At 67.0% G+C, this 24,307-nt stretch carries 21 protein-coding genes; 4 read left to right on the plus strand and 17 right to left on the minus strand.

Translation table 11 applies throughout. The features are described 5' to 3' along the window. Positions 1–56: 56 nt before the first annotated feature. Both N7I30_RS06030 and N7I30_RS06035 read left to right on the plus strand, forming a co-directional pair. Entirely contained in the window at positions 57–2,138 is a 2,082-nt protein-coding gene (locus N7I30_RS06030) for an HAD-IIB family hydrolase (protein WP_498637438.1), read from the plus strand. Then, complete coding sequence (locus N7I30_RS06035) at positions 2,135–2,998, plus strand: glycosyltransferase family 2 protein (RefSeq protein ID WP_498637440.1); 864 nt, start codon at positions 2,135–2,137, stop codon at positions 2,996–2,998. Before N7I30_RS06030 ends, N7I30_RS06035 begins: the two co-directional genes overlap by 4 nt. Before the next feature lie 35 nt (positions 2,999–3,033). Here N7I30_RS06035 and N7I30_RS06040 read toward each other — a convergent pair whose 3' ends face one another. The 3 genes from N7I30_RS06040 to N7I30_RS06050 form a co-directional block, all read right to left on the minus strand. Continuing rightward, positions 3,034–4,158: a glycosyltransferase gene (locus N7I30_RS06040; protein ID WP_498637442.1), complete on the minus strand. Its 1,125-nt coding sequence runs from the start codon at positions 4,156–4,158 to the stop codon at positions 3,034–3,036. A gap of 241 nt (positions 4,159–4,399) precedes the next feature. Then, on the minus strand, positions 4,400–5,014 hold the full coding sequence (locus tag N7I30_RS06045; protein WP_498637444.1) for a glycosyltransferase family 29 protein: 615 nt from the start codon (positions 5,012–5,014) through the stop codon (positions 4,400–4,402). 101 nt (positions 5,015–5,115) lie between these two features. Continuing rightward, on the minus strand, positions 5,116–5,412 hold the full coding sequence (locus N7I30_RS06050; RefSeq protein WP_498637446.1) for an HNH endonuclease: 297 nt from the start codon (positions 5,410–5,412) through the stop codon (positions 5,116–5,118). A gap of 268 nt (positions 5,413–5,680) precedes the next feature. Between N7I30_RS06050 and dinB the strand changes: the two genes are divergently transcribed. Continuing rightward, the gene (gene dinB / locus N7I30_RS06055) at positions 5,681–6,802 is read left to right on the plus strand and encodes a DNA polymerase IV (RefSeq protein ID WP_498637448.1); all 1,122 of its coding nucleotides are present in this window, start codon (positions 5,681–5,683) and stop codon (positions 6,800–6,802) included. A gap of 121 nt (positions 6,803–6,923) precedes the next feature. On the opposite strand, the gene N7I30_RS06060 is transcribed toward dinB, so the two are convergent. The 11 genes from N7I30_RS06060 to N7I30_RS06110 all read right to left on the minus strand — a co-directional run bounded on the left by N7I30_RS06060 (position 6,924) and on the right by N7I30_RS06110 (position 17,345). Continuing rightward, a complete protein-coding gene (locus N7I30_RS06060; protein ID WP_009208421.1) occupies positions 6,924–7,748 on the minus strand; it encodes a manganese catalase family protein in 825 nt (274 codons plus the stop codon). Between the two features lie 66 nt (positions 7,749–7,814). Further along, the gene (locus N7I30_RS06065) at positions 7,815–8,264 is read right to left on the minus strand and encodes a DUF2383 domain-containing protein (protein ID WP_009208420.1); all 450 of its coding nucleotides are present in this window, start codon (positions 8,262–8,264) and stop codon (positions 7,815–7,817) included. Between the two features lie 567 nt (positions 8,265–8,831). Further along, positions 8,832–10,304 (minus strand): mannitol dehydrogenase family protein, encoded by a 1,473-nt coding sequence (locus N7I30_RS06070; RefSeq protein ID WP_498637450.1) that lies wholly within the window; start codon positions 10,302–10,304, stop codon positions 8,832–8,834. Between the two features lie 122 nt (positions 10,305–10,426). Further along, positions 10,427–11,431, minus strand: a complete 1,005-nt coding sequence (locus N7I30_RS06075) for an ABC transporter ATP-binding protein (protein ID WP_498637452.1) — start codon at positions 11,429–11,431, stop codon at positions 10,427–10,429. A gap of 12 nt (positions 11,432–11,443) precedes the next feature. Next, entirely contained in the window at positions 11,444–12,274 is an 831-nt protein-coding gene (locus N7I30_RS06080; protein WP_187392642.1) for a carbohydrate ABC transporter permease, read from the minus strand. A gap of 13 nt (positions 12,275–12,287) precedes the next feature. Continuing rightward, complete coding sequence (locus tag N7I30_RS06085) at positions 12,288–13,160, minus strand: carbohydrate ABC transporter permease (protein ID WP_498637455.1); 873 nt, start codon at positions 13,158–13,160, stop codon at positions 12,288–12,290. Between the two features lie 286 nt (positions 13,161–13,446). Next, on the minus strand, positions 13,447–14,781 hold the full coding sequence (locus N7I30_RS06090) for an ABC transporter substrate-binding protein (protein WP_498637457.1): 1,335 nt from the start codon (positions 14,779–14,781) through the stop codon (positions 13,447–13,449). A 256-nt stretch (positions 14,782–15,037) separates the two neighbouring features. Then, complete coding sequence (locus N7I30_RS06095) at positions 15,038–15,547, minus strand: 2'-5' RNA ligase family protein (protein ID WP_498637828.1); 510 nt, start codon at positions 15,545–15,547, stop codon at positions 15,038–15,040. An 86-nt stretch (positions 15,548–15,633) separates the two neighbouring features. Beyond that, complete coding sequence (locus N7I30_RS06100) at positions 15,634–15,984, minus strand: hypothetical protein (RefSeq protein ID WP_498637459.1); 351 nt, start codon at positions 15,982–15,984, stop codon at positions 15,634–15,636. Positions 15,985–16,068: 84 nt separating this feature from the next. After that, complete coding sequence (locus N7I30_RS06105) at positions 16,069–16,611, minus strand: sterol desaturase family protein (protein ID WP_024349178.1); 543 nt, start codon at positions 16,609–16,611, stop codon at positions 16,069–16,071. 128 nt (positions 16,612–16,739) lie between these two features. Further along, complete coding sequence (locus N7I30_RS06110; RefSeq protein WP_498637461.1) at positions 16,740–17,345, minus strand: DUF2585 family protein; 606 nt, start codon at positions 17,343–17,345, stop codon at positions 16,740–16,742. 193 nt (positions 17,346–17,538) lie between these two features. On the opposite strand from N7I30_RS06110, the gene N7I30_RS06115 reads away from it, so the two are divergent. Continuing rightward, positions 17,539–18,342 (plus strand): fatty acid desaturase, encoded by an 804-nt coding sequence (locus tag N7I30_RS06115; RefSeq protein WP_498637463.1) that lies wholly within the window; start codon positions 17,539–17,541, stop codon positions 18,340–18,342. A 58-nt stretch (positions 18,343–18,400) separates the two neighbouring features. Here the strand turns inward: N7I30_RS06115 and N7I30_RS06120 are convergent, their stop codons facing one another. From N7I30_RS06120 to N7I30_RS06130, 3 genes are all read right to left on the minus strand, one after another. Continuing rightward, positions 18,401–19,624 carry an MFS transporter gene (locus N7I30_RS06120; protein ID WP_498637465.1) on the minus strand — a complete coding sequence of 408 codons (1,224 nt, stop codon included), beginning with the start codon at positions 19,622–19,624 and terminating at the stop codon, positions 18,401–18,403. A 115-nt stretch (positions 19,625–19,739) separates the two neighbouring features. After that, positions 19,740–23,099, minus strand: coding sequence for a DEAD/DEAH box helicase (locus N7I30_RS06125; protein WP_498637467.1), 3,360 nt, complete (start codon positions 23,097–23,099; stop codon positions 19,740–19,742). Positions 23,100–23,258: 159 nt separating this feature from the next. Further along, positions 23,259–24,305: an Ldh family oxidoreductase gene (locus tag N7I30_RS06130; RefSeq protein ID WP_498637469.1), complete on the minus strand. Its 1,047-nt coding sequence runs from the start codon at positions 24,303–24,305 to the stop codon at positions 23,259–23,261. Positions 24,306–24,307: the final 2 nt, after the last annotated feature.

Genomic DNA, 24,307 nt, shown 5'->3' on the forward strand with positions numbered 1-24,307 from the left:
GGCCATATGGGCGGTCAGACCAATTCGTCAGTATCCAAACGGAAGAGGTAGGCGCCTTGTTCGTCGTACACGTCGCTCTTCAGGGCTGCCTCCGGGCAACCGATGTCAGCTATGGCCTGACCCCCGACACGGGCGGCCACATCAAATATCTGCTCGAGCTGGTGGCGGCCCAGGCCAGGACGCCCGGCATCGACCGTATCGTCATCGCCACGCGCGGCTTCGACAGCGAGTATGGCGACGAGTACCGGCCGGGCTGGGAGCGGATCGACGACAAGGTCGAGATCCTCCGGCTGCCGACCGATCGTCCTGAATATCTGGCGAAGGAAGAACTCTTCACCGAGACCGCCAGCTTCGCCGAGCATCTGCTGGAATGGCTCGGCGACCAGCCCGAGGCGCCGACCTGCCTGCACGCCCATTACGCCGATGCCGGGACCGTCGCCGAACTGGTGCGCACGAAGACCGGCATTCCGTTCCTGTTCACCGGCCATTCGCTCGGCCGCGTCAAGCGCGCGGCCATGAGCACCGGCACGATCCCGGCGGAAACCGCTGCCGTCCTCGACCGGCGCATCGCCATCGAGGAACGGACCTTCGCCGCCGCCGACCTCGTCATCGCCTCGTCGCGCGACGAGGCCGAGGTCCAGTACGCCGCCTATGACAGCTACGAGCCGGGCAAGATCCGGATCATCGAGCCCGGCAGCGATCTCGATGCCTATCGCGGCGCGACCACCACCGATGCGGTCGACGCGATGATCGCGCCCTTCCTGCGCGAACCGGACAAGCCGGTCGTCCTGGCGATCGCCCGGCCGGTCGCCAAGAAGAACCTGCCGATGCTCGTCGAAGCCTTCGGCCGCGATCCCTGGCTGCGCGAGAACGCCAATCTGGTGATCGTCGCCGGCACCCGCGGCGATCTTTGCGAACTCGGCGAGGAAGCCGCCGGCCAGATGCGGGCAATCCTGGAGGCCATCGATCGCCACGACCTCTATGGCCGCGTCGCGGTGCCCAAGACCCATCGCCCGGCGGATATCCCGGCCCTCTACGCCCATGCCCGCGCCCGCGGCGGCATCTTCGTCAATCCGGCACTGAACGAGCCCTTCGGCCTGACGCTGCTGGAAGCGGCGGCAAGCGGGCTGCCGCTCGTGGCGACCGACAGCGGCGGGCCGAACGACATCATCGAGCGCTGCAACAACGGCCGCCTCGTCAACCCCCACGAACCCGAGGCCATCGCCGGCGCATGCCGCGCCATTCTCGAGGCCCCGGCGCTTCACGCGACCTACGCTGCCAACGGCGCCAGGGCCGTGGATGCCTATGACTGGACGCGCCATGCCGAGCGCTGCCGGCATCTGGTCGAACGGCTGGTCGCCGGTGCGAAGCCGGCGCAGATCATCCACCAGCCGCAACTCCTCGTCTGTGACATCGACAACACTCTGACCGGCTCGGACGCCTGCATCCAGGCCTTCACACGCTGGCATGCCCGCGAGACCGCGCTCGACTTCGCGGTCGCGACCGGACGCTCGCTGCACAGCGCGCTCTCGATCCTCGAACAGCAGGCCGCGCCGAACCCGAAGATCATCATCTCCTCGGTCGGCACCGAGATCTATTTTCTCGAGCCGAACGGCGTGACCTACCGGCGCGACCGCGACTGGAGCCGGCGCATCGCCACCGGCTGGCAGCGCCGGCGGATCGCCGCGGCGCTGGCGGACTATCCGGGCATCGCCCCGCAGGCGCCACTGGAACAGCGCGCCTTCAAGCTGAGCTATCTGGCCGAGGGCGACCGCAGCATCGTCGCCGGCATCCGGGCGCATCTCCAGCGCCGCGGACTGGCCGCCGCCGTCATCCACAGCCATGGCCGCTATCTCGACATCCTGCCGGTCGCCGCGTCGAAGGGCGCGGCGATCACCTATCTGCGCCAGCGCCTGTCCCTGCCCGACGAGGCGGTCTTTGCGGCCGGCGACAGCGGCAACGATATCGAGATGCTGCGCTCGGTGCCGCAGTCGATCATCGTGGCGAACTATTCCGACAGTCTCGCCAGCCGGTCCGACCTGTCCCATTCCTATGTCGCGCGGCAGAGCCACGCCCGCGGCATCATCGAGGGCGTGACGCATTTCCGGAGCCGCGCCGGACGGGCACCGATCCAGTGACGGTCAGCCTCCTCACCCTGACGCGCAACCGGCGGCCGCATCTTCTGAACCTGATGGAGAGCCTGCGCCGGCAGAGCCGCAAGCCGGACGAACTCGTCATTGCCTGCATGCAGCCGGCCATCGAGCCGGAGCTGCCGGAGATCGGCATCCCGGTGCGCCAGTTCACGGTGCCGGGCGACGACCTGCCTTTGGCCGCCGCGCGCAATCGCGCCGCCGAGGCGGCGACGGGCGAGACGCTGATCTTCCTCGATGTCGACTGCGTCGCCGCACCCGGCCTCGTCGACCGCTTCACCGAGGCCTGCGCTGAGACCGACGGCTTCTTTCTCGGCGAGGTCCTGTATCTGCCGGGCGGCGCCATCGACGGCGCGCTGGATTTCGACGCGCTCGACGCCGTCGGCATCGTGCATCCGTCCAAGCCCGACATGCCCCGCACCGGCCTGCGGCGCGAGGCGAATACGGGCGAGTTCTGGGGCCTGTCCTTTGCGGTGCGCAAGGCCACATGGGCGCGGCTCGGCGGCATGGACGAACGCTTCGTCGGCTATGGCGGCGAGGAAACCGACCTTGCCGCGCGTCTCGATCCGGCCGGCGTGCCGCTCTACTGGACGGCCGGGGCCCGCGCCTATCATCAGCACCACACGGTCCATGTGCCGCCGCTGCCGCATTTCGACGCCATTCTGGCCAATGCCCGCCGCTTCCACGCCAAGCATCGGCGCTGGTGCATGGATTACTGGCTCGGCCAGTTCGCCGAACGGGGCCTGATCGACTGGGATCCGGCCGGCGACGAGATCGTCGCACGGCGCCGGCCGACGCCTGCGGAAATGGCGGCCGCCCGCCAGCCGGACAGCGTCCGCTTCAGCTAGGCGCGAAGCGGACACTGGTCGCGGCTTCGCGCACCCTAGCCGGTGGCCGCCAGCGGCTGCTGGCCCTCGCCCCACAATTCGTCCGTCAGGCTCTCCAGCCAGTTCGCCGCTCTCTGCGCGGCATCCTTGCGGTAGAGCGGTGCGATCCGCGCCGGGTCGAGCTGCCGCGCCTCCTCCATCAGGCCCTGCCAGCCGGCGAGATCGCCGGGCCAGCGCTGTGCGTGGACGGCGGCGCCCACCGCCGCCATCGCCTCGGCCTTGCGGGTCTGCTCGTTGAAATAGCGCCATTCCGGGGCGATCACGAGCGGCCGGCCGACCCGCGCGATCTCGGTGACCGTATTGTCGCCCGCCGACGCCACGACGATGTCGGCCGCCGCCAGATAGTCGGTGACGTTCGACACCCAGCCGAGTTCGCGCAGATTGGAAAAGTCGGTCTCGTGGCCCTCCTTGAGCGTCGGTCCGAGCACCAGCCAGTCGGCCTCCGGCAGGGCGCGCGCGCCGACGGTGAGCGGCGCATAGGGCGTGCCGGCGCCGCCGCCGCCGGTCAGGACGACGATGGTTTCGCGCGTCGGATCGAGGCCCAGCTTGCGCCGCGCCGCCTCGCGCGTCGGCACCGGATCGCGGGTCGTGCAGAGCCCGCCCGAATAGAAGGTCTTGGCGCGCAGATGCGCCGGATAATCGTCCTGTTCGAGGCTTTCGTCGAAGGGCGCCAGCATGCCGACGCTGGATTCGTAGCTGGCGATATGGCCGGTGTCCGAGCGGTCGCCATGCATGCGGATCTGCACCGCCGGGACCGAGGCGATCCGCGACAGGAGCGCGATCTCCGACGAGACGTCCACGACGAACAGCCCGACGTCACGCGCATCGAGATGGTCGATGATGGCGCGCATCGTGCCGCGCATTTCCTTCAGACCCAGCGGCACGCAATGCAGCGCCGGCGGTGTCGGCTCGGCATAGAGCCGCTCCGTCGGCACGCCGGCGCCGATCATGTTCGGCAGCGTGATCAGCTCGATGTCGCGCGAGAAGCCCTCGAACAGATGCGGCCCCGCCGTCAGCACCGACACCGGGCGCGTGCGTGAAAACGCCTCGACCAGCGCCATCGTCCGGTTGGCATGCCCGCGCCCCTGATGATGCACGAAAAAAGCGATCGGCCTCGTCATGCCCGGCCCTCCCGGTGGATGAGGGACCGCGGGCCGGTGCCGCTCGCGAAATGGATGTCGAACGCTGCCATGTCGTGCTTTCGATCGATGGGAAACAGGAGATGGCAGGTAGCGCGGCGGCCCGGCACGGCTGCCGATTCATGGTCGCGGCAAACGAAAATCTCTCACCGCGGGAGCGGCCAGCACGCGAATATGCCGCCGCAACGGCAGGACGCTCCGCAAAAGCGACGATGCGTCGCGGTCAGGAAAGCGGATGCAGCCGCACTCGGTCTTCGTCCTGAATCGTCTCGAAGAACGCCCGTTCGCGGTTCCAGCGATGTCCGTCCCAGCCGTCGAAGCCGAAACCGTAGACGTCGATCGGGCCGCCGAACGTGTCGAGCGCCCAGAGGAACGCGATGAGACCGGTGGACGGCGCGCTCATGTTGCGCTGCGGCCGCGCATAGCCGATGACGCCGCAGGCCCGCAGGAAAATGTCGACGCCGACCCGGGTCACGGTCCGGCCATCGGCACGCAGCATCGCTTCGGCCTCCGGCGCCCAGTTGCGTGCATCGGGGACTTTGCGTTCGGCCTCGTCGAGGGGCGGTTCGATCAGATCGTCCTTTTGCGGATGGATCGGCAGCAGGATTTCGCCGGCCTGCGCCAACGCCGCACGTGCGAGAAAGTCCGGATCGTCCAGCCATTCCCGCATCTGCCCGCCGCAATTGATCAGGAAGAGATGGGTCGTACGACTGCCGTTGACCCCGCCGAGGCCGAAGCAATTGTTGATGCGGATGACGCTGTCGCTGGCATCGATCGCGGCGGAGCGGTCCCGCTCGTGCGGGGCGTTGCCAACAAGGCTGATGCTGGGCTGGGTCATGACAGGCCGGATTTTCCGATTGCAGGCGAAAGCGCGTGGCAACAGCGATGCAGCGCGCGCAAGGTTCCAACGCGGATATGCGCCCGCCACTTTTGCCGTGGTCAGCTCTTCTTGCGGGTGGGCGCGTGGAAATCCGGCGGCTTGCCGGCGATCCAGCCGAGGAACCGCGCAATGCCGGGATGCTGCGACAGGGCAATCCCGTCCGCCGTCATCCGGTCGAGCTCCGCATTGGTGAAGCTGGCGTGGATGGTGCGATGGCAGATCGGATGAACCGGAACGACCTGTCGTCCGCCGCGGCTCTTGGGCTGCGGATGATGCCATTCGATGCGGCGGCCCAGCGGCCGGCCGCACAGCCAGCACTCCTGCGCCTCGTCACGCCTGCCCTTCTGCCCCGCCATGCGCGCTATCTAGGTGCGGCGTGCCATGGCGCCAATCGCCGGAAGCGAGGCGTACGGCAGGACATGATGTCACGGTTTTGCTGCAGCCAGTCCGGCGTGTTTCTGCTAGGTCGAACAAACGCCGAACCGCCACGCCCCGGTGCGCGCCGCGCGGAGCCTTAGCCCGCCAGCGTGACCCGCGCAGGGCGGAATGTCGGACGGATGTGGTGACGACGGCAGGCGGATGGACGAGGCGCCCCCAGACAACGCGATCGTGCGGGAGACGCACATGCCGGCGGTGGACGACGCGCCGGACGCGCTGCCCGTCGCGCCCGCCAGGCAGCGCAAGATCATCCATATCGACATGGACGCCTTCTACGCCTCGGTCGAGCAGCGGGACGATCCGTCCCTGCGCGGACGCCCCGTCGCGGTCGGCGGCTCGCGCGAACGCGGCGTCGTGGCGGCGGCGAGCTACGAGGCGCGGGTGTACGGCGTGCGTTCGGCCATGCCCTCGGTCACCGCGCGGCGGCGCTGCCCCGATCTGATCTTCGTCAAGCCGCGCTTCGAGGTCTACAAGGCGATCTCGGCCGAGATCCGGGCGATCTTCGCCGAGCACACGCCGATCATCGAGCCGCTGTCGCTGGACGAAGCCTATCTCGACGTCACCGAGAACCTCCACGACATCCCCTCCGCCACGCAGATCGCGGAGATGATCCGCCAGCGCATCCGGGACGTGACCGGGCTGACCGCCTCGGCCGGGGTGTCCTACAACAAGTTCCTCGCCAAGCTGGCGTCCGACTACCGCAAGCCGGACGGGATCTTCGTCGTCACGCCGGCCATGGGGCCAGGCTTCGTGGAGGATCTCCCGGTTGGCCGCTTCCATGGCGTCGGTCCGGCAACGGCCGCCAAGATGCAGCGCTTCGGCATTCACACAGGGCGCGATCTTCGCGACAAATCGCTGCCCTTCCTGCAGGAGCATTTCGGCAAGACCGGCCCCTATTACTATTCCATCTCTCGCGGCGTCGACGAACGCCCGGTGCGCGCCAACCGCATCCGCAAGTCGGTGGGCGCGGAAAACACCTTCGGCACCGATCTCTTCGCCTTTGACGAGATGCGCGAGGCGCTGCAGCCGATCCTCGACAAGGTCTGGCGCTATTGCGAGACCAGCACCATTCGCGGCCGCACGGTCACGCTGAAGGTCAAGTTTGCCGACTTCCAGCAGATCACCCGCGCCCGGTCCGCGGTCCAGCCGGTTGCCTCGCGCGATGATCTCGAAAGCATCGCACTCTCCCTGCTGGGCGCAGCGATGCCCTTCGACAAGGGGGTGCGGCTCCTGGGCGTCGCCCTCTCCTCGCTCATACGCGAGGGTATGCCGGACGACACGCCGACGCAGTTCAGCCTGCCGCTCTGAAGCAGGGCGCCAACGACAACGCCGGCCCCGTCGCCGCCAAGGGCGGGACGAGACCGGCGCGTGCCGCATCGGATATCAAGGAGTGCCGGGCGGGATTTGTCCCGCCCGGCACGTTTCAGGCTCAGATCTGCTCGGTCTGGGCGCCGGAATTCGGCTTGGCCTTGCCGAGCGTCGGCTTCTGGCCGAGCGGCTCCGGCTGCGCCTTGACGGAGAACTCGCCGCGGCCGTCGAGGGACGGACCGGAGGCCCAGCGACCCTGCGGGGCGTCCTCGTCGAGATGCGTGTTGAGGTAGTAGTAGGAGTGCTCGGTCGCCTCATGGCTCTCCGGCGTGGAGTTCGGCACCGGCAGCGACGCCGTCAGGCCACCCATCTCTTCCAGCACGGCCAGCCACTGCTGCTGGTGCATGGTGTCGCGGGCGATCAGGAAGGACAGCATGTCCTTCATGCCGGCATCCTCGGTCCAGTTGTAGAGCCGCGACGCCAGCACGCGACCGCCGGCCTCGGCGGTGACATTCGCCATCATGTCGGCGGCGACGTTGCCGGTGGCATAGACATGGCTGAGGTCGAAGGGCACGCCGTTCGCGTTCACCGGCATGGCCGACAGGCCCGAGGACAGGAGATGGCGCGGATTGGCGCCGCCCAGAATGGCGTGGACCACCGGGTCCTTGGCCGCTTCCTCCTGCGCGCTCACCGGGGCGCCCTCGAGGTTCAGCGCGACCGCATGACCAAGGAACTCGATATGGGACAGCTCTTCCGTCGCGGTCGACATCAAGAGGTTGCGGATGCGGTCGTCACCGCGCGCGCCCATGGCCTGGAAGAAATACTGCATGGCGACGCGGATCTCGCCCTCGATGCCGCCGATCGCCTGCTGCAGGAGCTTGGCGAACTGCGGATCGGGCTTGTCGACGCGGACGGTGTACTGGAGCTTGGACGAATGGTGAAACATGATCTGTCCCTTCAGTTTCAGTGAATCTGGTTCAGTGCGGCCGGCGGATGCCGGGATATCCGGAGGTCAGAGGCTGGCCGCCGTGCTGTCCATCCAGGCGCGGTGACGCTCCTCGTCGGCCAGCGCGCTGGCGAAGAAGGCCTTGGATTTCGGCACCGCATCGCCATGGTCGGCGGCGCGCCGATAGGCCGCGACGGTGTCGTCCTCGTTGGTCTTCATGGCCTTGAGGATCGTGGCGTCGCCCATGAGCCCGGCCAGCGCGACCTTGCCCGTCGTCAGGACCTGCTTCATGTCGCCGGAGGTCGGCGGATCGAAGGAGAGTTCGCGCGCCATCTCATGCAGCACGTCGAGATGCTGCTGGTGATCCTTGCGGAAGGCCGCAACCTGCGTCGCAAGGCTCTTGTCGCTCAGATTCTCGATGCAGGTCTCATATGCCGCGATGGCGTCGTGCTCGAGAATGATGAGATCGCGAACCAGCGACTTGATGTCGGTCTCTGTTCCAACTGTCGTAACCATGATCGTCTCCTTTGTCGGCGCATGCGCGGTTCACCCTGCGAACTGGCGGGGGAATGCGCGGATCGCTCAGCCGAGCGTTCCTCGTTGCCTGACCCGAGAAAGGCGGTGACCGCGTCGAACGTTTCATCCGAGTTGCTTGTGCGGCTAAAGGAAAGGGCGACCGCAGGACGGATAGGTGCCTACGGATCCGGCGCGCATGCGCAACAATACTTTCCGGCTTGGCCTGTAGGCGAGTATTTCTGATGAATTTATTCGCACAGACTGCGGCTATAACGGCAGCGCCGCGCGCGGAGCACCATCAATCGCGGTCGGCGATGGACCATCGCCGGCTGCGGATCATAACATGACAAATTTTATCATGATTAATCACCCAGCGCGCTCTCGGCGCCCTACCATGGCGATCCGTAATCCTTGCGAAACCTTACGAGCCGACAGCGTATGCGACCTGCTCCGGAGACGCGGAAATCGTGATGAAGAAGCGATCCGCCGGCTACGGGAACGACCTGATCGACCTGCGTGGGAAGCTCGACGGGTGCGTCCGTGTCCGCGTCCGGAAGCCAGGACGCGTCAGGCCGAACCGAGATAAGTCCGGAGCGTGTCGGCGGTGCCTTTCGCCGCCAGCATGCGCAGCCAGTCCGCGAAGGGCTCGGCGAAGCGCGGCTCGTCCTTCAGCCCGCCATAGACGGAGTCCATCGACAGCCAGGCCATCGGGTCGGTTTCGGCGGCCCGGGCCCGTTCGGTCAGGTGATCCCAATCGGGATCGTTGGGCGCGATCGCCGCGCCGGAATCGGTCACGCCCCGGCAGTAGCGGCACCACAGCGCGCTTTCGAGCGCCAGGCCCGTGGGGCTGCGCCCCGCCTGCAGATTGTCGAGCACCGACGGCACGATGAATTTCGGCTGGCGGTTCGACCCGTCGAGGCACAGGCGACGGATCGTGTCGCCGATCTTCGGATTGCCGAACCGGCGCTTGATCAGGGCGTAATAGGCGCCGAGATCGGTGTCGGGCACCGGCGGCAGGATCGGCAGGATCTCCTCGGTTTCGACCTTGTCGAGGAAGCGCGCGACGAGATCGGTCTGCATCGCCTCATGGACGAAATGCACGTCCAGCAGCCCCGCCGGATAGGCGATGATCGCATGGCCGCCATTGAGGATGCGGATCTTCATGTGCTCGTAGGGAGTGACGTCGGGCACGAACTGCACACCGACCTTCTCCAGCGCCGGGCGCCCCGCGGGGAAGTCGTCCTCCAGCACCCATTGCTTGAATTCCTCGCAATAGACCGGCCAGGCATCGTCGATGCCCAATGTCTCGCGGCAATGGTCGATCTCGCGCTGGCTGGTCGCCGGGGTGATACGGTCCACCATGCCGTTCGGAAAGGCGACATTCGCCGCGATCCATTCGGCCAGCGCGCCATCCACCAGCCGCGCCATGCCGATGACGGCGGCCGCGCAGACCTTGCCGTTATGGGGAATGTTGTCGCAGGACATCACCGTGAAGGGCGGAACGCCGCGCGCATGCCGCGTCCTCAGCCCGGCGCATATCAGCCCGAACACCGTCGTCGGCGCCTCGGGGTTCTGCGCGTCGGCGACAATCGCCGGGTGGGCCGGATCGAACTTGCCGTCCGGGTCGATGAAATAGCCGCCCTCGGTCACCGTCAGGGAGACGATCCGGATCGCCGGATCGGCGAGCTTTTCGACGATCGCCGGCGTGTCGCCCACCGGCAGCATGTCGATCATCGCGCCGGTCACACGAGCGCTGGTGCTGGCATTGTCCTGCTCGACGACAGTGGTCAGGTAATCCTGCCCCGCCAGCCTGTCGCGCATGGCCTGGTCGGAGGGCATGACGCCCGCGCCGAGGATCGCGAAATCGTGCCCCTCCCCCATCTCGAACAAGGCGTCGAGATAGACCGCCTGGTGGGACCGATGGAAATTGCCGATGCCGAAATGCACGATGCCGGCACGCAAGCCCGAGCGGTCGTAGCTCGGCACCGCGGCCTTGCCGGCGATGTCGGGAAGATTGGCGGCGCAAAGCCGGACGCTCATGGCAGGTCTCCTCGGGCTGATCGTCGCGGCTGCCAGACGCTCGGCATGCGCAGGAACGGCGGGACGCTGTTCGGGCAAGAACGGTTGCAAGGCGGCGGAGGTCCCGCCGGCCCGCCCTCGTCCTAGCGGACGGCCAGACCTTGGCCGTCGAAGCGGTGCAGCTTGTCTTCCTGCGGCGTCAGATAGACCGTGTCGCCGTGATGGACAGGGAACTCGCCGCCGGCGCGAACGGTCAGCGGCTCGTGGTGGATGGGCGATTCCACATGCAGGAAGGTGTCGGAGCCCAGATGTTCGGCGACCTTCACGGTGCCCGTCCAGGTCCCTTCCGTGGTCGACAGCGTGACGTGCTCGGGCCGAATGCCGATCGTCTCGACGCCGTAGCGCTGCGCCTCCGCCCCCGTCACGAGATTCATCTTCGGCGAGCCGATGAAGCCGGCGACGAAGGTGTTCTGCGGCGCCGTGTAGAGATCCAGCGGCGAGCCCACCTGCTCGACCTTGCCGGCGCGCAGGACAACGATCTTGTCGGCCATGGTCATCGCCTCGACCTGGTCGTGGGTCACGTAGACCATCGTCGTCTTCAGCCGCTGGTGCAGCTCGGAGATCTCCAGCCGCATGCCGACCCGCAGCGCCGCGTCGAGATTGGAGAGCGGCTCGTCGAAGAGGAACGCCGCCGGTTCGCGCACGATCGCCCGGCCGATGGCGACGCGCTGCCGCTGACCGCCGGACAATTGTCCCGGCCGCCGGTCGATATAGGCGTCGAGATTGAGGGTCTTCGCCGCGTAGTCCACCCGCCGGTCGATCTCGGCCTTGTCCATATTGGCCATCTTCAGCGGGAAGGCGATGTTCTTGCGCACGCTCATATGCGGGTAGAGCGCATAGGACTGGAACACCATGGCGAGGCCGCGCCTGGCCGGCGGCAGCTCGGTGGCGTTCCGGCCGTCGATCATGATCTGCCCGGCGGTGACATCCTCCAGCCCGGCGATCAGCCGCAGAAGGGTGGACTTGCCGCAGCCGGACGGGCCGACGAAGACCACGAACTCGCCGTCCTCGATCTTCAGGTCGAGCTCGGGAATGATGACGACGTCGCCGAAGGTCTTGCGAACCTTTTCGAGGTGGATCTGTCCCATGGCGGAAGCTCCTTACTTGACGGCGCCGAAGGTGAGGCCACGCACAAGCTGTTTTTGCGAGAACCATCCGACGATGAGGATTGGCGCGATGGCAAGCATCGAGGCCGCGGAGAGCTTGGCGTAGAAATTGCCCTGCGGGCTGGAGAACGAGGCGATGAAGGCGGTCAGCGGCGCCGCGTTCGAGGTCGTCAGGTTCAGCGTCCAGAACGCTTCGTTCCACGACAGGATGATGTTCAGGAGCACCGTCGAGGCGATGCCCGGCACCGCCATCGGCGCCAGCACCTGGGTGATCTCCTTGCGCAGATTGGCGCCGTCCATGCGGGCCGCCTCGAGGATCTCGCCGGGGATCTCCTTGAAGTAGGTGTAGAGCATCCAGACGATGATCGGCAGGTTGATCAGGAACAGGACGACGATCAGGCCGAGGCGGGAATCCAGAAGGCCGAAGCGCACGAACAGCAGGTAGATCGGGATCAGCACGCCGACGGCCGGCAGCATCTTGGTGGACAGCATCCACAGGAGGATGTCCTTGGTCCGCTTGGTCGGCGAGAAGGCCATCGCCCAGGCCGCGGGAATGGCGAAGATCAGCCCCAGCGCCGTCGAGCCGAGCGACAAATAGATCGAGTTCATCATGTAGTGGAGGTAGTTCGACTGGGTCTGGATGGTCCGGTAGTTCTCCAGCGTCCATTCGAAGCCGACGAAGACCGCCGGGGTGGAGATCGCCTGCAGCTCGGTCTTGAACGAGGTCAGGAAGGTCCACAGGATCGGGAAGAAGATCACCAGTCCGACGAACCATGCGAGTACCGTCATCGAGATCTTGCGGCTCGTGGTCATGCGACGTGACATCTGGCAGCCCTCCTCAGGCGTCGAGATTCTTGCCGATCAGGCGGACGAGGAAGATCGCGACGATATTGGCAAGGATCACCGCCACGATGCCGCCGGCCGAGGCCGCGCCGATATCGCCGTAGGAGGTCGCCTGCTGCGCCACGAGGTAGGTGATGTTGGTCGATTGCGATCCCGGCCCGCCCTGCGTCGTCACCAGGATCTCGGCATAGATCGACAGGAGGAAGATCGTCTGGATGAGGATCACCACGGTGATCGCCCGGCTCATATGCGGCAGGGTGATGTAGAAGAAGATCGACAGCGCCCCCGCCCCGTCCATCTCGGCCGCCTCCTTCTGGTCGGTCGACAGGGACTGCAGGGCGGTCAGGAAGATCAGCGTGGCGAAGGGCAGCCACTGCCAGGCGACGATAATGATGATCGACAGAAGCGGCACGTCGGTCATCCAGTCGATCGGCGTGAAGCCGAGGCCGGTCAGGAACTGGCCGATCACCCCGTAGACCGGGTTCATCATCATGTTCTTCCAGACCAGCGCCGCCACGGTCGGCATGACGAAGAACGGCGCGATCACCAGAAGCCGGACGAAATTCACCCCGTAGACGTCATGGTCGAGCAGCAGAGCGACGAGGATGCCGCCGCCCACCGTGATGGCGAGAACGCCGAGCACCAGCACCAGCGTGTTGCCGAGAGCGGCGAGAAAGGTCGGGTCGGAGAGGAAGTAGCTGTAATTCTCGAAGCCGACGAAGGGCTGGGAGAGCGGATTGTAGAGCGTGTAGTTCAGCGTCGAGAAATACAGCGTCATCGCCAGCGGCACGATCATCCAGATCAGGAGGACGATCACCGCCGGCGCCATCATCGCGCGGGCCGCGGCTTTGGTGTGCAAGGTGGCCATGACACTCCCCCCTCTGCCGCACCGGGTGATGCGGAGCCTGAAGTTCGAACCCGGTCGCCGGCCACGCGGACAACGTCACGGCTTTCCTGGCGGGTCGCACGGGCCCGGCGATGGTGCCGGGCCGCGCGCATATTGCAGGGGGGGCCAACGGAGAAATCTGCGGATGCAGTCGGGGTGGTTTCGCGCACCCGTCATCGCCCCCGAACCGGCGGCCCTGTCGGCAGGGCGGCTCGTTCGGCGGCCGCCCTTGCCCATGATCGTCCGCCGGGCGTCGCGCGCCCCGGGATCAGTTCTTGATGTAGCCGCCGCGGGTCATCTCGCGGACCGCGATCGCCTGCGACTGCTGCAGTGCCTGCTCGACGGTCGATGCCCCCGACAGAGCCGCGGCCATCTGCTGGCCGACCGCCGTGCCGAGCCCCTGGAATTCGGGGATCGCCGCGAACTGCAGACCGACATAGGGCTTGTCGTCCGTCATCGACGGATCGGCATTGTTGATCGCCGTCAGGGTCGCGTCGGCGAAGGGCGCAGCCTCGGTGTATTCCGAGTTCTCATAGAGCGAGGTGCGGGTGCCGGGAGGCACGTTGGCCCAGCCTTCCTTCTCGGCGACGAGGGCGAGATATTCCTTGGAGGTCGCCCAGCCGATGAAGGTCTGCGCGGCCTCGGCCTCTTCAGACGATGCCGGGACCGCCAGCGACCAGGCCCACAGCCAGTTGTAGCCGTTGTTCGGGCAGTTCTCGATGCCGCAGGGCGCCGGCGCGAAACCGACCTGATCGGGCACCTGGCTCTGCTTGGGATCGGTCACGAAGGACGCGGCGACCGAGGCGTCCATCCACATGCCGCATTTGCCCTGGCCGAACAGCGAGAGATTCTCGTTGAAGCCGTTGGAGGCGGCGCCCGGAGGACCGTATTTGTTCATCAGGTCGACATAGAGGGTGATGGCCTTCGTCCAGCCTTCGCCCTCGAATTGCGGCTGCCAGTCGGCATCGAAATAATTCGCGCCGAACGAGCGGGCCATGTTGCCGAGGAAGCCCATATTCTCGCCCCAGCCCGGCTTGCCGCGCAGGCAGAGGCCGTAGACGCCGGCATCCTGATCGGTGATCTTCTCGGCCGCCTCGGCGATGAAGTCCCAGGTCGGCTGCTCGGGCATTTCCAGCCCGGCCTTCTCGAACAAATCGGTGCGATAGAGCGTCAGCACGCTCTCGGCATAGAAGGGCGCCGCGTAGAGCGTGCCGTCGACCGACAGGGCGTTGCGGATCGCCGGGATCAGATCGTCCGCGTCGTAATCGTCTCCGAGACCGTCCAGCGGCTTCAGCCAGTCCTGCTTGGCCCAGATCGGAACCTCGTAGGTGCCGATGGTCATGACGTCGAACTGGCCACCATTGGTGGCGATGTCGGTCGTCACGCGCTGGCGCAGGATGTTCTCCTCCAGCGTCACCCAGTCGAGCTTGATATCGGGATGGGCCGCCTCGAATTCCGACGACAGCCCCTGCATGCGGACCATGTCGCTGTTGTTGACGGTACCAATCGTCAGGGTTGTCTGGGCATGGGCCGGCGCCTGCCAGGCGAAGGCCGCCAAGGCAGTTGCAGCTGCAAGTACCGTCCTGGTCGTCGAATAGTTCATCTCGGTCCTCCCGGTTCACTCGACTGGCCGTTGACCGGCTCTCTTCCGATTTGCGAACCAGTCTGCCTTGGGAATCCCCCAACGGCAATACGTCCATCGGCGATGAGTTGGCCGCCGCGGACGGCGCGGTTTGGCGCAACCGCAAGATGGTATCGTTTGAAACGGCATCGTCCGTCAGCCTTGCGGCTGGCATCGGCCTCGGCCGGAACGCCTGCGAGGCGACGGTGACGTCGTGGGACGCAGACCCGGTTCGCGGTCAGCCCGCAAAGGCGAACTCCCCGGCGGCCTCCCACGGGCCTCCCCGATAGTGCCACAGCAACAGACCCGTGGCCGTCACCTGGAACGGCACGAATGCGGCCGACATCGCGTCATGAAGCGCCCTGGCTTCGGCAGCCCGGACCTTGTTCTGGATGGTCACGTGCGGGCGAAAGCCCTGCGCGTCCTGCCGCGTCAGATGCCCGGACCAGAGCCGCGCGAGATCCTGCCTAAGCGCGGCCAGGGCGGGGCTCTCGATGGCATAGGCCGTGCCCTGCCCCAGGAACCGCAGCGACGTCACCGGCATCGCAAAGGCCGGTCGCGCCGCCGCCCGCGCCGCGAGCGCGTCGCAGATCTCCCGGTAGCGCTCGCCCGGCAGATGATGGAACAGGGTGAGATGCGCCGGGATCAGATTGCGCTCCGGCGGAAAATGCTGCCGCCGCTCCCGGTCGAAACGCGCAAAGCTCGTCGCATCGAAGCGCAGTGTCAGGATCAGCGGGTCGTCATCCATGGCGTCGATCGTCACAGCGCATGGCGGGTCGTGCCGCGAAAGGCCCGCAGCCCTGCCCACCAGGACGGTGACGGCACCCGGCTTCGCTACCCGTCGCCAAGGCTCTCATACCATTCGGCATAAGCGGTCCCCGCCACCATCCGCCGATTGAGGTCGGGCGCGCCGTCCGTCCACCAGACGGGCCCCCGCTCGCCGAGGCTCGTCTTTGCCGCGTCCACGCGTTGCCGCGCCTCCGCCTTCAGTGCGGCATCGTCCTTGGCGTCACGAACCGCGCGCCGGGCGGACATCAGTTCGTTGACGAGATGCTGGCGCCGTTCGGGATCGAGCGACGGGTCGCTCGTTCGCCAGAGCCGGCCCCGCACGACGAAATAGCGTCCGTCCGGCGTCGTCGGATACGCCTTGCCTGGTGCCGTGGCGGCCTTGCCGTTCTGCGTCATTACGACACCACGGGCCGGTGCCGAAGACCACGCCGGCTGCCGATGGCAGTCCCGCCCGTCTCGCGATCCGGCATGGTCGGGTGCCTAGTTGCGCACGGGTGCATGGGCCGAGCCCTGCGCCGTCACCGAGCGGTCGATCCGCTCGCGATCCAGCACGCCCGAGGCGCGCAGCTCCGCCTTCAGCTTGTCGATCGGCGGGGCATAGAGAAACCCGAAGGAGACGCAATGGTCGCGCCCCTCCACCGCGTGGTGAAGCCTGTGCGCCTGCACGAGGCGCTTGGCATAGCCGCGATGCGGCACGTAGCGGAACGGCCAGCGCTGGTGCACCAGCCCGTCATGGGCGACGAAATAGAGAAGCCCGTAGAGCGTGATGCCCCATGCGATCGCCAGGAGAACGGGCGAAAGCGCCTGTCCGACGAAGAACAGGGCGACGGCCATGAGGCTGAAGACGACGGCGTAGAGATCGTTCTTCTCGAAAAAGCCTTCGGTCTCCTCGTGATGGGATTTGTGCCAGCCCCATCCGCTGCGCCCGTGCATGACGAATTTGTGCATCGCCCAGGCAAACGCTTCCATCGCGGCCACGGTGGCGATCACGATCAGGGCGTAGAGGAGAATCTCGAAAAACATGGCGGCTCTGCAGGTTGCGGGCTCGCGCTCTGGCGCGCGCCCATTCTTTCAATATGGCGAGGAGGTCCCGTGCTGCCAAGCACCGGCCGGACGCGTAAAAACCGCGCAAGGAGGACGGCGCGAGCGGCTCAGACTGCGCCCAGCACTCTCAGCGTGCCGAGCACCAGACCGTCATGGATCGACACGACCAGCGCGATCTCGACCATTACGGCCGCAAGCAGCGTGGCGCGCCAGCCCAAGAGCCGGGCGATGAAGAAGCCGAGGGTCACGCAGGCCGTGTCGCTCAGCGAATTGACGATACTGTCGCCGGCATAAGCTCCCGGCTGGCTCGTCTCGTTGAACAGCCGCACCACCGGCGGCGTGTTCTCGACGATCTCCCAGACTACGCTTCCCAGAACGACGACCACTAGCTTGGAGCGCGCCGGCCATCCGGGCTTCAGCCCGTTGACGAAGACATAGAGACCCGCCCCGAACAGGACATGCATGAAGGAATAGGGGTCGCTCAGATGCTGGGAATTCGCCACCAGCTCGAAGCTCGATGACCAGAGGCGCAAGGGCTCCTGCACCGGCACCAGCGGACGCCCGAACAGCCAGAGTGACAGCGCCGCGAGGGCGTTGGCGGCAAGGCAGAGCAGCACGCAGAGCGCGAGCGACGGCCGGCCCGCACCTCCGGGTCCGGTGGTGGCGAGCGCATCGAGCGAACTGTCTCTGGCATTCGGATAGGCGAGTTTCATGCCTGCCTGGATATGGGAGGTTCGGCGCAATGGTCACGCCCGATGTGACAGTGTTGCATTCAACGACGCGTCATTCTCCGGATCTCGGCTGCGAGGCCGCCTTGTACCTCCCGTGATCGGCTGGGAGGCGCACCCCGGCCCGAGTCCCGCAGCAAGGGCGAAACGCCGCACTCCGCTTTTCAAGGACGTCCGGATGTTTAGCTTTGCCCCGATGAACGACGTCGCTATCCCGGCCGGACAGGCCCCGGCCTCCGCGCGCACGCACAAACCGGTGCTGCGGCCGTTTCAGGCGGCGATCGGCCTGACGCTGGCGGGCTGCGTTCTAGCGGCATGGATCGCGATCCATGTCGGCGCGGTGTTCTTTCTCGATGTCGGATGGCGGACGCTGCCCCTCGTGCCCGTCCTCATCGCCGTGCAGTGCTGGCTGACCGTCGGGCTCTTCATCGTCGCGCATGACGCCATGCACGGCTCGCTCGCTCCCGGCTGGCCGCGGCTGAACGCCGGCATCGGCGCCTTCATCCTGACGATCTATGCCGGCTTTGCCTGGCGCCGGGTCCGGGGCGCGCATATGGCCCATCACGACGCGCCGGGCACGGCCGACGATCCGGATTTCTTCGTCGACGAGCCCGACCGCTTCTGGCCCTGGTTCCGCGCCTTCTTCCTGCGCTATTTCGGTCGGCGCTCGATCCTGTTCGTTTGCACGGTGGTCGCCGTCTACATCCTGGTGCTGGGCGCGCCGGTGCTCAACGTCGTCCTGTTCTACGGGCTTCCGTCCCTGCTCTCGTCGCTGCAGCTCTTCTATTTCGGCACGTTCAGGCCGCATCGACACGAAGAGGACGGCTTCGTCGACGCGCACAACGCGCGCTCCAACGAGTTCGGCTACGTTGCCTCGCTGCTCTCCTGCTTCCATTTCGGCTACCACCACGAACACCATGCCGAGCCATGGGTGCCGTGGTGGGGGCTGCCCAGCCAATGGCGGCAGCGTCAGACGTCCTGAGGTCGCCAGGCGCCCGGCGCCCGGCAGACGTGCCCTGCCGATGCGGTGATGGCCAGCGTCACCCCGCGGGTCGGTACCGGTCGGTGTCGAGCCTTGGCAGGAACCAGGCCAGAAGCCCCGCTAGCGGCAGGAACGAGCAGATGCGATAGACGGTCTCGATGCCGTAGCTGTCGGCAAGGCCGCCGAGGATCGCCGCGGCGATGCCGCCCAGGCCGAAGTTCAATCCGTAGAACAGGCCGCCGATGAGGCCGATCCGGTTGGGCAGCAACTCCATGGCGTAGATCAGGATCGAGGCGAAGGCGCTGGCCATGACGAGGTTGATCGCGATCGTCAGGACGCCCGTCCAGAACAGATCGGCATAGGGCAACAGCAGGGTCAGCGGCAGCGGCCCGAGCACCGAGATCCAGATGATCCGGTAGCGGCCGATGCGGTCGCCGACGATCCCCCCGATCAGCGCGCCCGCGGCGGCCGAGATCAGGAAGATGAACAGCATCATCTGCGACTGCGGGATCGACAGCCCGAAGCGCTCGATCAGGTAGAAGGTGTAGAACGACCGGAAACTCTCGGCATAGGCGTTCTTGGAGAACATCAGCAGCGTCAGCACCGTCAGGCCGATGGCGATCGTCGCCGTGCCATGCCGCGGCAGGTCGGCATGCTGGCCGGCGAGCGACGCGCGCAGTTCGGAGAAATGCCGGCTGATCGTCGCCTGCTGCCGGCCGATCCAGGTCAGGAGCAGCATGGCCGCCAGTGCCGCGGCGGTGAACCAGGCAAGGCTCGGCTGGCCCAGGGGCACGATGATCAGCGCGGCGAAGACCGGGCCGAGCGCGCCGCCCGCCTGACCGCCGACCTGGAAGATGCCCTGCGCCAGCCCCTGCCGACCCCCGGCCGCATAACGCGCCATGCGCGTGGCTTCCGGATGGAAGATCGAGGAGCCGATGCCGATCAGCGCCACCGCGAAGAGAATGGCTTCGTAGCTCGTCGCGAAGGCGAGACCGAGCAGGCCCGACAGGGTGAACATCATCCCCATGACCGGCGAATAGGGAGCCGGGCGGCGGTCGGTATAGAAGCCGACCAGCGGCTGCAGCAGCGAGCCGGCGATCTGGAAGGTCAGCGTGATCATGCCGATCTGCCAGAAATCGAGCCCGTAGCTGCGCTGGATGATCGGGTAGATGGCCGGGATCAGCGACTGCATGAGGTCGTTGAGGAGATGCGCGACACCCAGAACGACCAGAACGCCCGTGTAGGTCCGGGGCTTCAGAGACATGGCAGGAGCGGTGTTCATCTCGGGCAATCCGTCATTCGCCGGTGCAGGCCGCAACGATTACAGCAAACGGCGGCGGCAGACAGTATCAGATCGTATGCTCCCCTGAATATCACGGATGGCGATCCCGACCCGCTTACCCTTCGTCCGATCCTTCGCCCGCCGGCGTCACCGCCGCCAGCCGATCCAGCAGGTCGTTCGCATGCGCCATCGGGTCCGCCTCGCTCTCCTCGAGTGCCGGGAAGATCAGTCGGTTCTTCGACCATCTGGCATCGTCGAGCCGGTCTTCGATCCCGGCCTCCTGCAGCGCCGCTGACATCGCCGGCGTGAAGCTCAAGGCCGTCGCCTTCGGGCCGTGATCGAGCTTCGCGACCCCGGCCGCGCGACAGCGAAGCCGGAGTTCGGCGAGCCCGAAATGGGTCAGGAGCGTTGCCGGCATCGGGCCGAACCGGTCCTCGATTTCCACCCGCAATGCGTCGAGCGTCGCCGCGTCCGAGACCCGTTCGAGCAGCAGCGCAAGCTCGATCCGCATATCCGGTTCGGGAACGTAGTCGGCGGGGATCGTCGCCGGCAGCCCAAGGGCGATCACCGGGCGAACCTCGTCCGGCTCCGGCTGGCCCTGCGCCAGCGCGACGGCGCGTTCCAGGATCTTGCGATAAAGCCCGATACCGATCGTCTGGACATGACCGGCCTGTTCGTCGCCCAGGAGTTCACCCGTTCCGCGCAGATCGAGATCGCGCGCGGCGATGTCGAAGCCTGCACCGAGCGTGCTGAATTCCTCCAGCGCCTCGAGCCGGCCTCGGGCATGCTCGCCGAGTTCCCTGTCCGCCTCGGTGGTCAAAAGCACGTGGCCCCGGCGCGCGCCCCGGCCGACCCGCCCACGCAACTGGTGCAGCTCGGCGAGACCGAAGCGGTCGGCATGGCACACGACCATGGTGTTGGCGTTGGCGACATCGAGCCCGCTTTCCACGATGGCGGTCGCCAGGAGAACGTCGTGCTCGCCATGGGCGAAGGCCAGCATCGCGTCCTCGACCTCGTCGGGCTTCATCTTGCCATGCAGCGTGACCGTGGTCTGCTCCGGCACCAGTTCCTGCAGCTTCGCCGCCATCGGCTCGAGATCCTCGATGCGCGGGCACACGACGAAGCTCTGCCCACCGCGGACGCGCTCCGCCGCCAGGGCGTCGCGAACGGCGGCGCCGTCGAACGGCCCGACCCGGGTCTTCACCGGGCTGCGCCGGTTGGGCGGTGTCGCGATGATGCTGAGATCGCTCAGCCCGACGAAACCGGATTGAAGGGTGCGCGGAATGGGCGTCGCCGTCATCGTGAGGATGTGCACGCCTTCGGCCAGCGTGCGCATCGCGGTCTTCTGCTCGCTGCCGAAGCGCTGCTCCTCGTCGATGATCACCAGCGCCAGATCGTCGAAGGCCAGATCGCCTGAGAGGATGGCGTGGGTCCCGACGATGATCTTCGCGGTCCCGTCCCGCATGGCGGCCTTGGCGGCATCCGCTTCGTCCTTGCCGACGAGGCGCGACAGCCGGACGATCTCGACGCCCTGAGCGGCGAAGCGGGCCGAAAACTCGCGAAAATGCTGCTGGGCCAGAACCGTCGTCGGCGCGATCACCGCAACCTGCCTGCCGGAAAACACCGCGGCGGCGGCCGAGCGCAGCGCCACCTCGGTCTTGCCGTAGCCGACATCGCCGCAGACCAGACGGTCCATCGGACGGCCGGACGCCAGATCGTCGAGCACGTCCAGGCACGCATTGTTCTGGTCCGCCGTCAGCTCGTAGGCGAAGCGCGCGCAGAACCGCTCGAAGGAGACGCGGTCGGGCACGATCTTCGGCGCCCTGGCCTCGGCCTTTTCCGTCAGCCGTTCGACCATCCGGTCGGCGGTCACCGAGATCGCCCCGAAGATCTCGTCGCGGCGCTTCTGCCACGTCCGGCCCTTCAGATCGTCGAGCGTGACGTCGGTGGAGGCACCGCCATAGCGCCAGACCGCGCCGATGTCGGACATCGGCACAAGCAGCGTCTCGTCATTGCGGTAGCGCAGGCTCAGGGCCTCGCCTTCGAGATCACCGCCATTGCCGTTCGGATCGATGGGCACGAGGCCGTCGAGAACTGCGACCCCGTGTTCGATATGGACGACCCGGTCGCCGGTCAGGAAGGTATCGACCTGCGGCGCGAACCCGTCCGCCGGGCCGGCAACCGCGGCAGCCGCCTTCTGGCCTTCGAGGTTGCGGAGGCTGATGACGGCGACACCGCTTTCGGCCGCGACGAAGCCTTCCGTGATCGGAGCATCGAAGAGCAGCAACGACGACGGCGCGGCGTTGCAGATCGCATCCCAGTCCGCGGCCGGCTCGAAGGCGCCGTCGAGCGCCGTGCCGGCCTTGCGGGCTGCAGATCGCATGACGCGGCCGTCGGGCCCCGCCAGAACGATGCGGTAGCCGTCGTCACGCAGCGGCGCCACGAAGGCGGCGAGCGCCTTGTAGGGCTGCCGCTCCGTCGCGAAGACCGGCACGGAATAATCCGCCTCCAAATCGTCGACGAGCGCAGTCACCCGCTCGCTGACGAGCTTGTCCCATGTCTCGCGATCCAGATGATCGGACTGGACGGCGTGCCGGTGCGGATCGTCCACATTGATCCGCTGCAGCGCATCGAAGACCTCGTCGGCGCGGATCTCGGCGCCGGTCTCCAGCACCATGTCGGCATCCTGCAGATAGTCGAAGACGGTCTCGGGCCGTTCGTATTGCCGGCAGAGGAACCGTTCGCTGTCGGGCGCGCCGGTCTGAAGCGTTTCGCCATCGATCTCCTGCCGTCCCGTGGCGCCATCGTCCGCCCCGACGATCTCGCTCGCCGGATCGACGATGAGGCAGTCGGTTTCGGTCACCGAGCGCTGGCTGACCGGATCATAGGAGCGGATCGCGGTCACCACCCCGTCCTCATGCTCGATCCGGCAGGGCCGCGGCGCAGCGGCGGGAAAGATTTCCAGCACTTTACCGCGAAACGCCGCCTCGCCCGGCTCGTCGACCCGGTCGTCGAGCCAGTAGCCGAGATGCTGCAGCTTCACCTGCAGGGCGGTCTGGTCGAGCGTCTCGCCGACCCGGATTTCCAGATGCAGCCCCTCCCAGACCGATTTCGGCGGCACCTTGCGGATCAGCGCCGCCGGGGTGGTGATCAGGACCGAGGGACGCTTCTCCGCGTCGAGAAGCCAGCGCAGCATCGCCATCCTGTTGCCGGCGGTCGCTACCGTCACCGGCAGGCCGTCGCCGGGAAACCCGTCCGGAGCATCGAGCTCGCAGACCGAGCCGGGGGCCGCGAGAATGCTGGCAAGGGCGAAGATGTCGTGCCGGCGCCGGCCGGTCTCGGCAATGTAGATCAGCGGGCGCCGGTCGTCCGAGACCCGCCTTGCGATCATGGCGGCGACGACCCCGATGGGATGCAGCGGGAAGACCCGTTTGTTCCCGCTCCTGCGATCCTGGCTCGTCGTCGAATGATGCATGTCCTGCCCTTTGAAAAATCCGCACCATCGAACGGGCGGGAGGGCAAAACGATCCGCGACATATTGCACCGGATCGCGCGACACGCCGGCGCTTGGTCAATCAATTTCCTGTCGGAGCAGCAGTTGGGTTGCGGGTTGCGAAAACCGGACCGACCGTCCTCAGAGCGGAGCGATGGCCAGATCCTGGGCGATGCGGTCGAGTTCGGCCCGCAGCGCGGGGTGCAGGGCGATGCCGTCGGCAATGCGCTGCGTGCGCGCCGCCTCGCGTCCGTCGCCGGGCACGCGGACCGCCGGATAGCCCGGCAGCGGCGTCGAGGCGCGCATCTCGGCAAAGACGCGGTTCGCCGTCGCGGTGAAGTCGCCGAGATCGCCGAAGGCCGCGATGTCGATGGCGGCGACGAACTGGCCCGTATTGGTCGGGCTCCTGGTGTCCCTGGTGAAATCCACCACGTCGGCCCCGAAGGCGGCACCGTTCAGGACGCCCGCCAGAAGCCCGATGACCATGGCGAGACCGTAGCCCTTGGGCCCGCCGATCGGCAGGAGGAACCCCTCGTCCTTCCGGTTCGGGTCGGTCAGGGGCTTGCCGTCGCGGCCGACCATCCAGCCCTCGGGCATCGGCTCGCCCTTCTGGGCAAGGGTCTTGATCTTGCCCATCGCGGCGACGGTGGTCGCCATGTCCAGAACGAAGGGATCCGCCCCGCCCGGCGTGGCGAAGGCGATGGGGTTGGTGCCGAGAAGCAGGTCGGTGCCGCCATAGGGCGCGACGTGATTGGCGCTGCCGACGGCGGCGCAGATGCCGATCATTCCCGCCTTGGCCTGGGGCCGCACATAGAGAGCGGCGGGCCCGGCATGGTTACCGCCGTGCACGCCCACCCAGCCGATCCCCGCCTGTTGTGCCTTGGCGATCGCCATGTCGCAGGCCTGCGCCATCGCCAGCTGGCCGAGGCCGTTGTCACCATCGATCAGCGCCGTGGCGACGGTCTCGCGCAGGACATGCGGCGTGGCGGCCGGGTTGCAGCCGCCGTCCCGCAGGCGGTTCACATACTGGCGCAGGCGAAACAGGCCATGGGTGTCGTAGCCGAGAAGATCCGCCTCGACCATCAGCTCGGCCACCGCCCGCGCATCCCCTTCGGGAACCCGGAGGCTGGTGAAGGCACGGGCGGCGAAATCCGCCAACGCCGCCCCCGAAACTGGATCCCCGGTCACGC

The organism is Aurantimonas litoralis (genome assembly GCF_026153195.1).
In the GTDB taxonomy this organism is placed as follows: domain Bacteria; phylum Pseudomonadota; class Alphaproteobacteria; order Rhizobiales; family Rhizobiaceae; genus Aurantimonas; species Aurantimonas coralicida.

Bases quoted from the DNA above. Each gene is read 5' to 3' on its own strand.
- N7I30_RS06040 (WP_498637442.1), bottom strand. From the start codon at position 4,158: ATGACGAGGCCGATCGCTTTTTTCGTGCATCATCAGGGGCGCGGGCAT.
- N7I30_RS06065 (WP_009208420.1), bottom strand. From the start codon at position 8,264: ATGGTTACGACAGTTGGAACAGAGACCGACATCAAGTCGCTGGTTCGC.
- N7I30_RS06105 (WP_024349178.1), bottom strand. From the start codon at position 16,611: ATGTTTTTCGAGATTCTCCTCTACGCCCTGATCGTGATCGCCACCGTG.
- N7I30_RS06060 (WP_009208421.1), bottom strand. From the start codon at position 7,748: ATGTTTCACCATTCGTCCAAGCTCCAGTACACCGTCCGCGTCGACAAG.
- N7I30_RS06085 (WP_498637455.1), bottom strand. From the start codon at position 13,160: ATGGCCACCTTGCACACCAAAGCCGCGGCCCGCGCGATGATGGCGCCG.
- dinB (WP_498637448.1), top strand. From the start codon at position 5,681: ATGCCGGCGGTGGACGACGCGCCGGACGCGCTGCCCGTCGCGCCCGCC.
- N7I30_RS06095 (WP_498637828.1), bottom strand. From the start codon at position 15,547: ATGGATGACGACCCGCTGATCCTGACACTGCGCTTCGATGCGACGAGC.
- N7I30_RS06120 (WP_498637465.1), bottom strand. From the start codon at position 19,624: ATGAACACCGCTCCTGCCATGTCTCTGAAGCCCCGGACCTACACGGGC.
- N7I30_RS06070 (WP_498637450.1), bottom strand. From the start codon at position 10,304: ATGAGCGTCCGGCTTTGCGCCGCCAATCTTCCCGACATCGCCGGCAAG.
- N7I30_RS06090 (WP_498637457.1), bottom strand. From the start codon at position 14,781: ATGAACTATTCGACGACCAGGACGGTACTTGCAGCTGCAACTGCCTTG.
- N7I30_RS06080 (WP_187392642.1), bottom strand. From the start codon at position 12,274: ATGTCACGTCGCATGACCACGAGCCGCAAGATCTCGATGACGGTACTC.
- N7I30_RS06050 (WP_498637446.1), bottom strand. From the start codon at position 5,412: ATGGCGGGGCAGAAGGGCAGGCGTGACGAGGCGCAGGAGTGCTGGCTG.
- N7I30_RS06110 (WP_498637461.1), bottom strand. From the start codon at position 17,345: ATGAAACTCGCCTATCCGAATGCCAGAGACAGTTCGCTCGATGCGCTC.
- N7I30_RS06045 (WP_498637444.1), bottom strand. From the start codon at position 5,014: ATGACCCAGCCCAGCATCAGCCTTGTTGGCAACGCCCCGCACGAGCGG.
- N7I30_RS06075 (WP_498637452.1), bottom strand. From the start codon at position 11,431: ATGGGACAGATCCACCTCGAAAAGGTTCGCAAGACCTTCGGCGACGTC.
- N7I30_RS06115 (WP_498637463.1), top strand. From the start codon at position 17,539: ATGTTTAGCTTTGCCCCGATGAACGACGTCGCTATCCCGGCCGGACAG.
- N7I30_RS06125 (WP_498637467.1), bottom strand. From the start codon at position 23,099: ATGCATCATTCGACGACGAGCCAGGATCGCAGGAGCGGGAACAAACGG.
- N7I30_RS06100 (WP_498637459.1), bottom strand. From the start codon at position 15,984: ATGACGCAGAACGGCAAGGCCGCCACGGCACCAGGCAAGGCGTATCCG.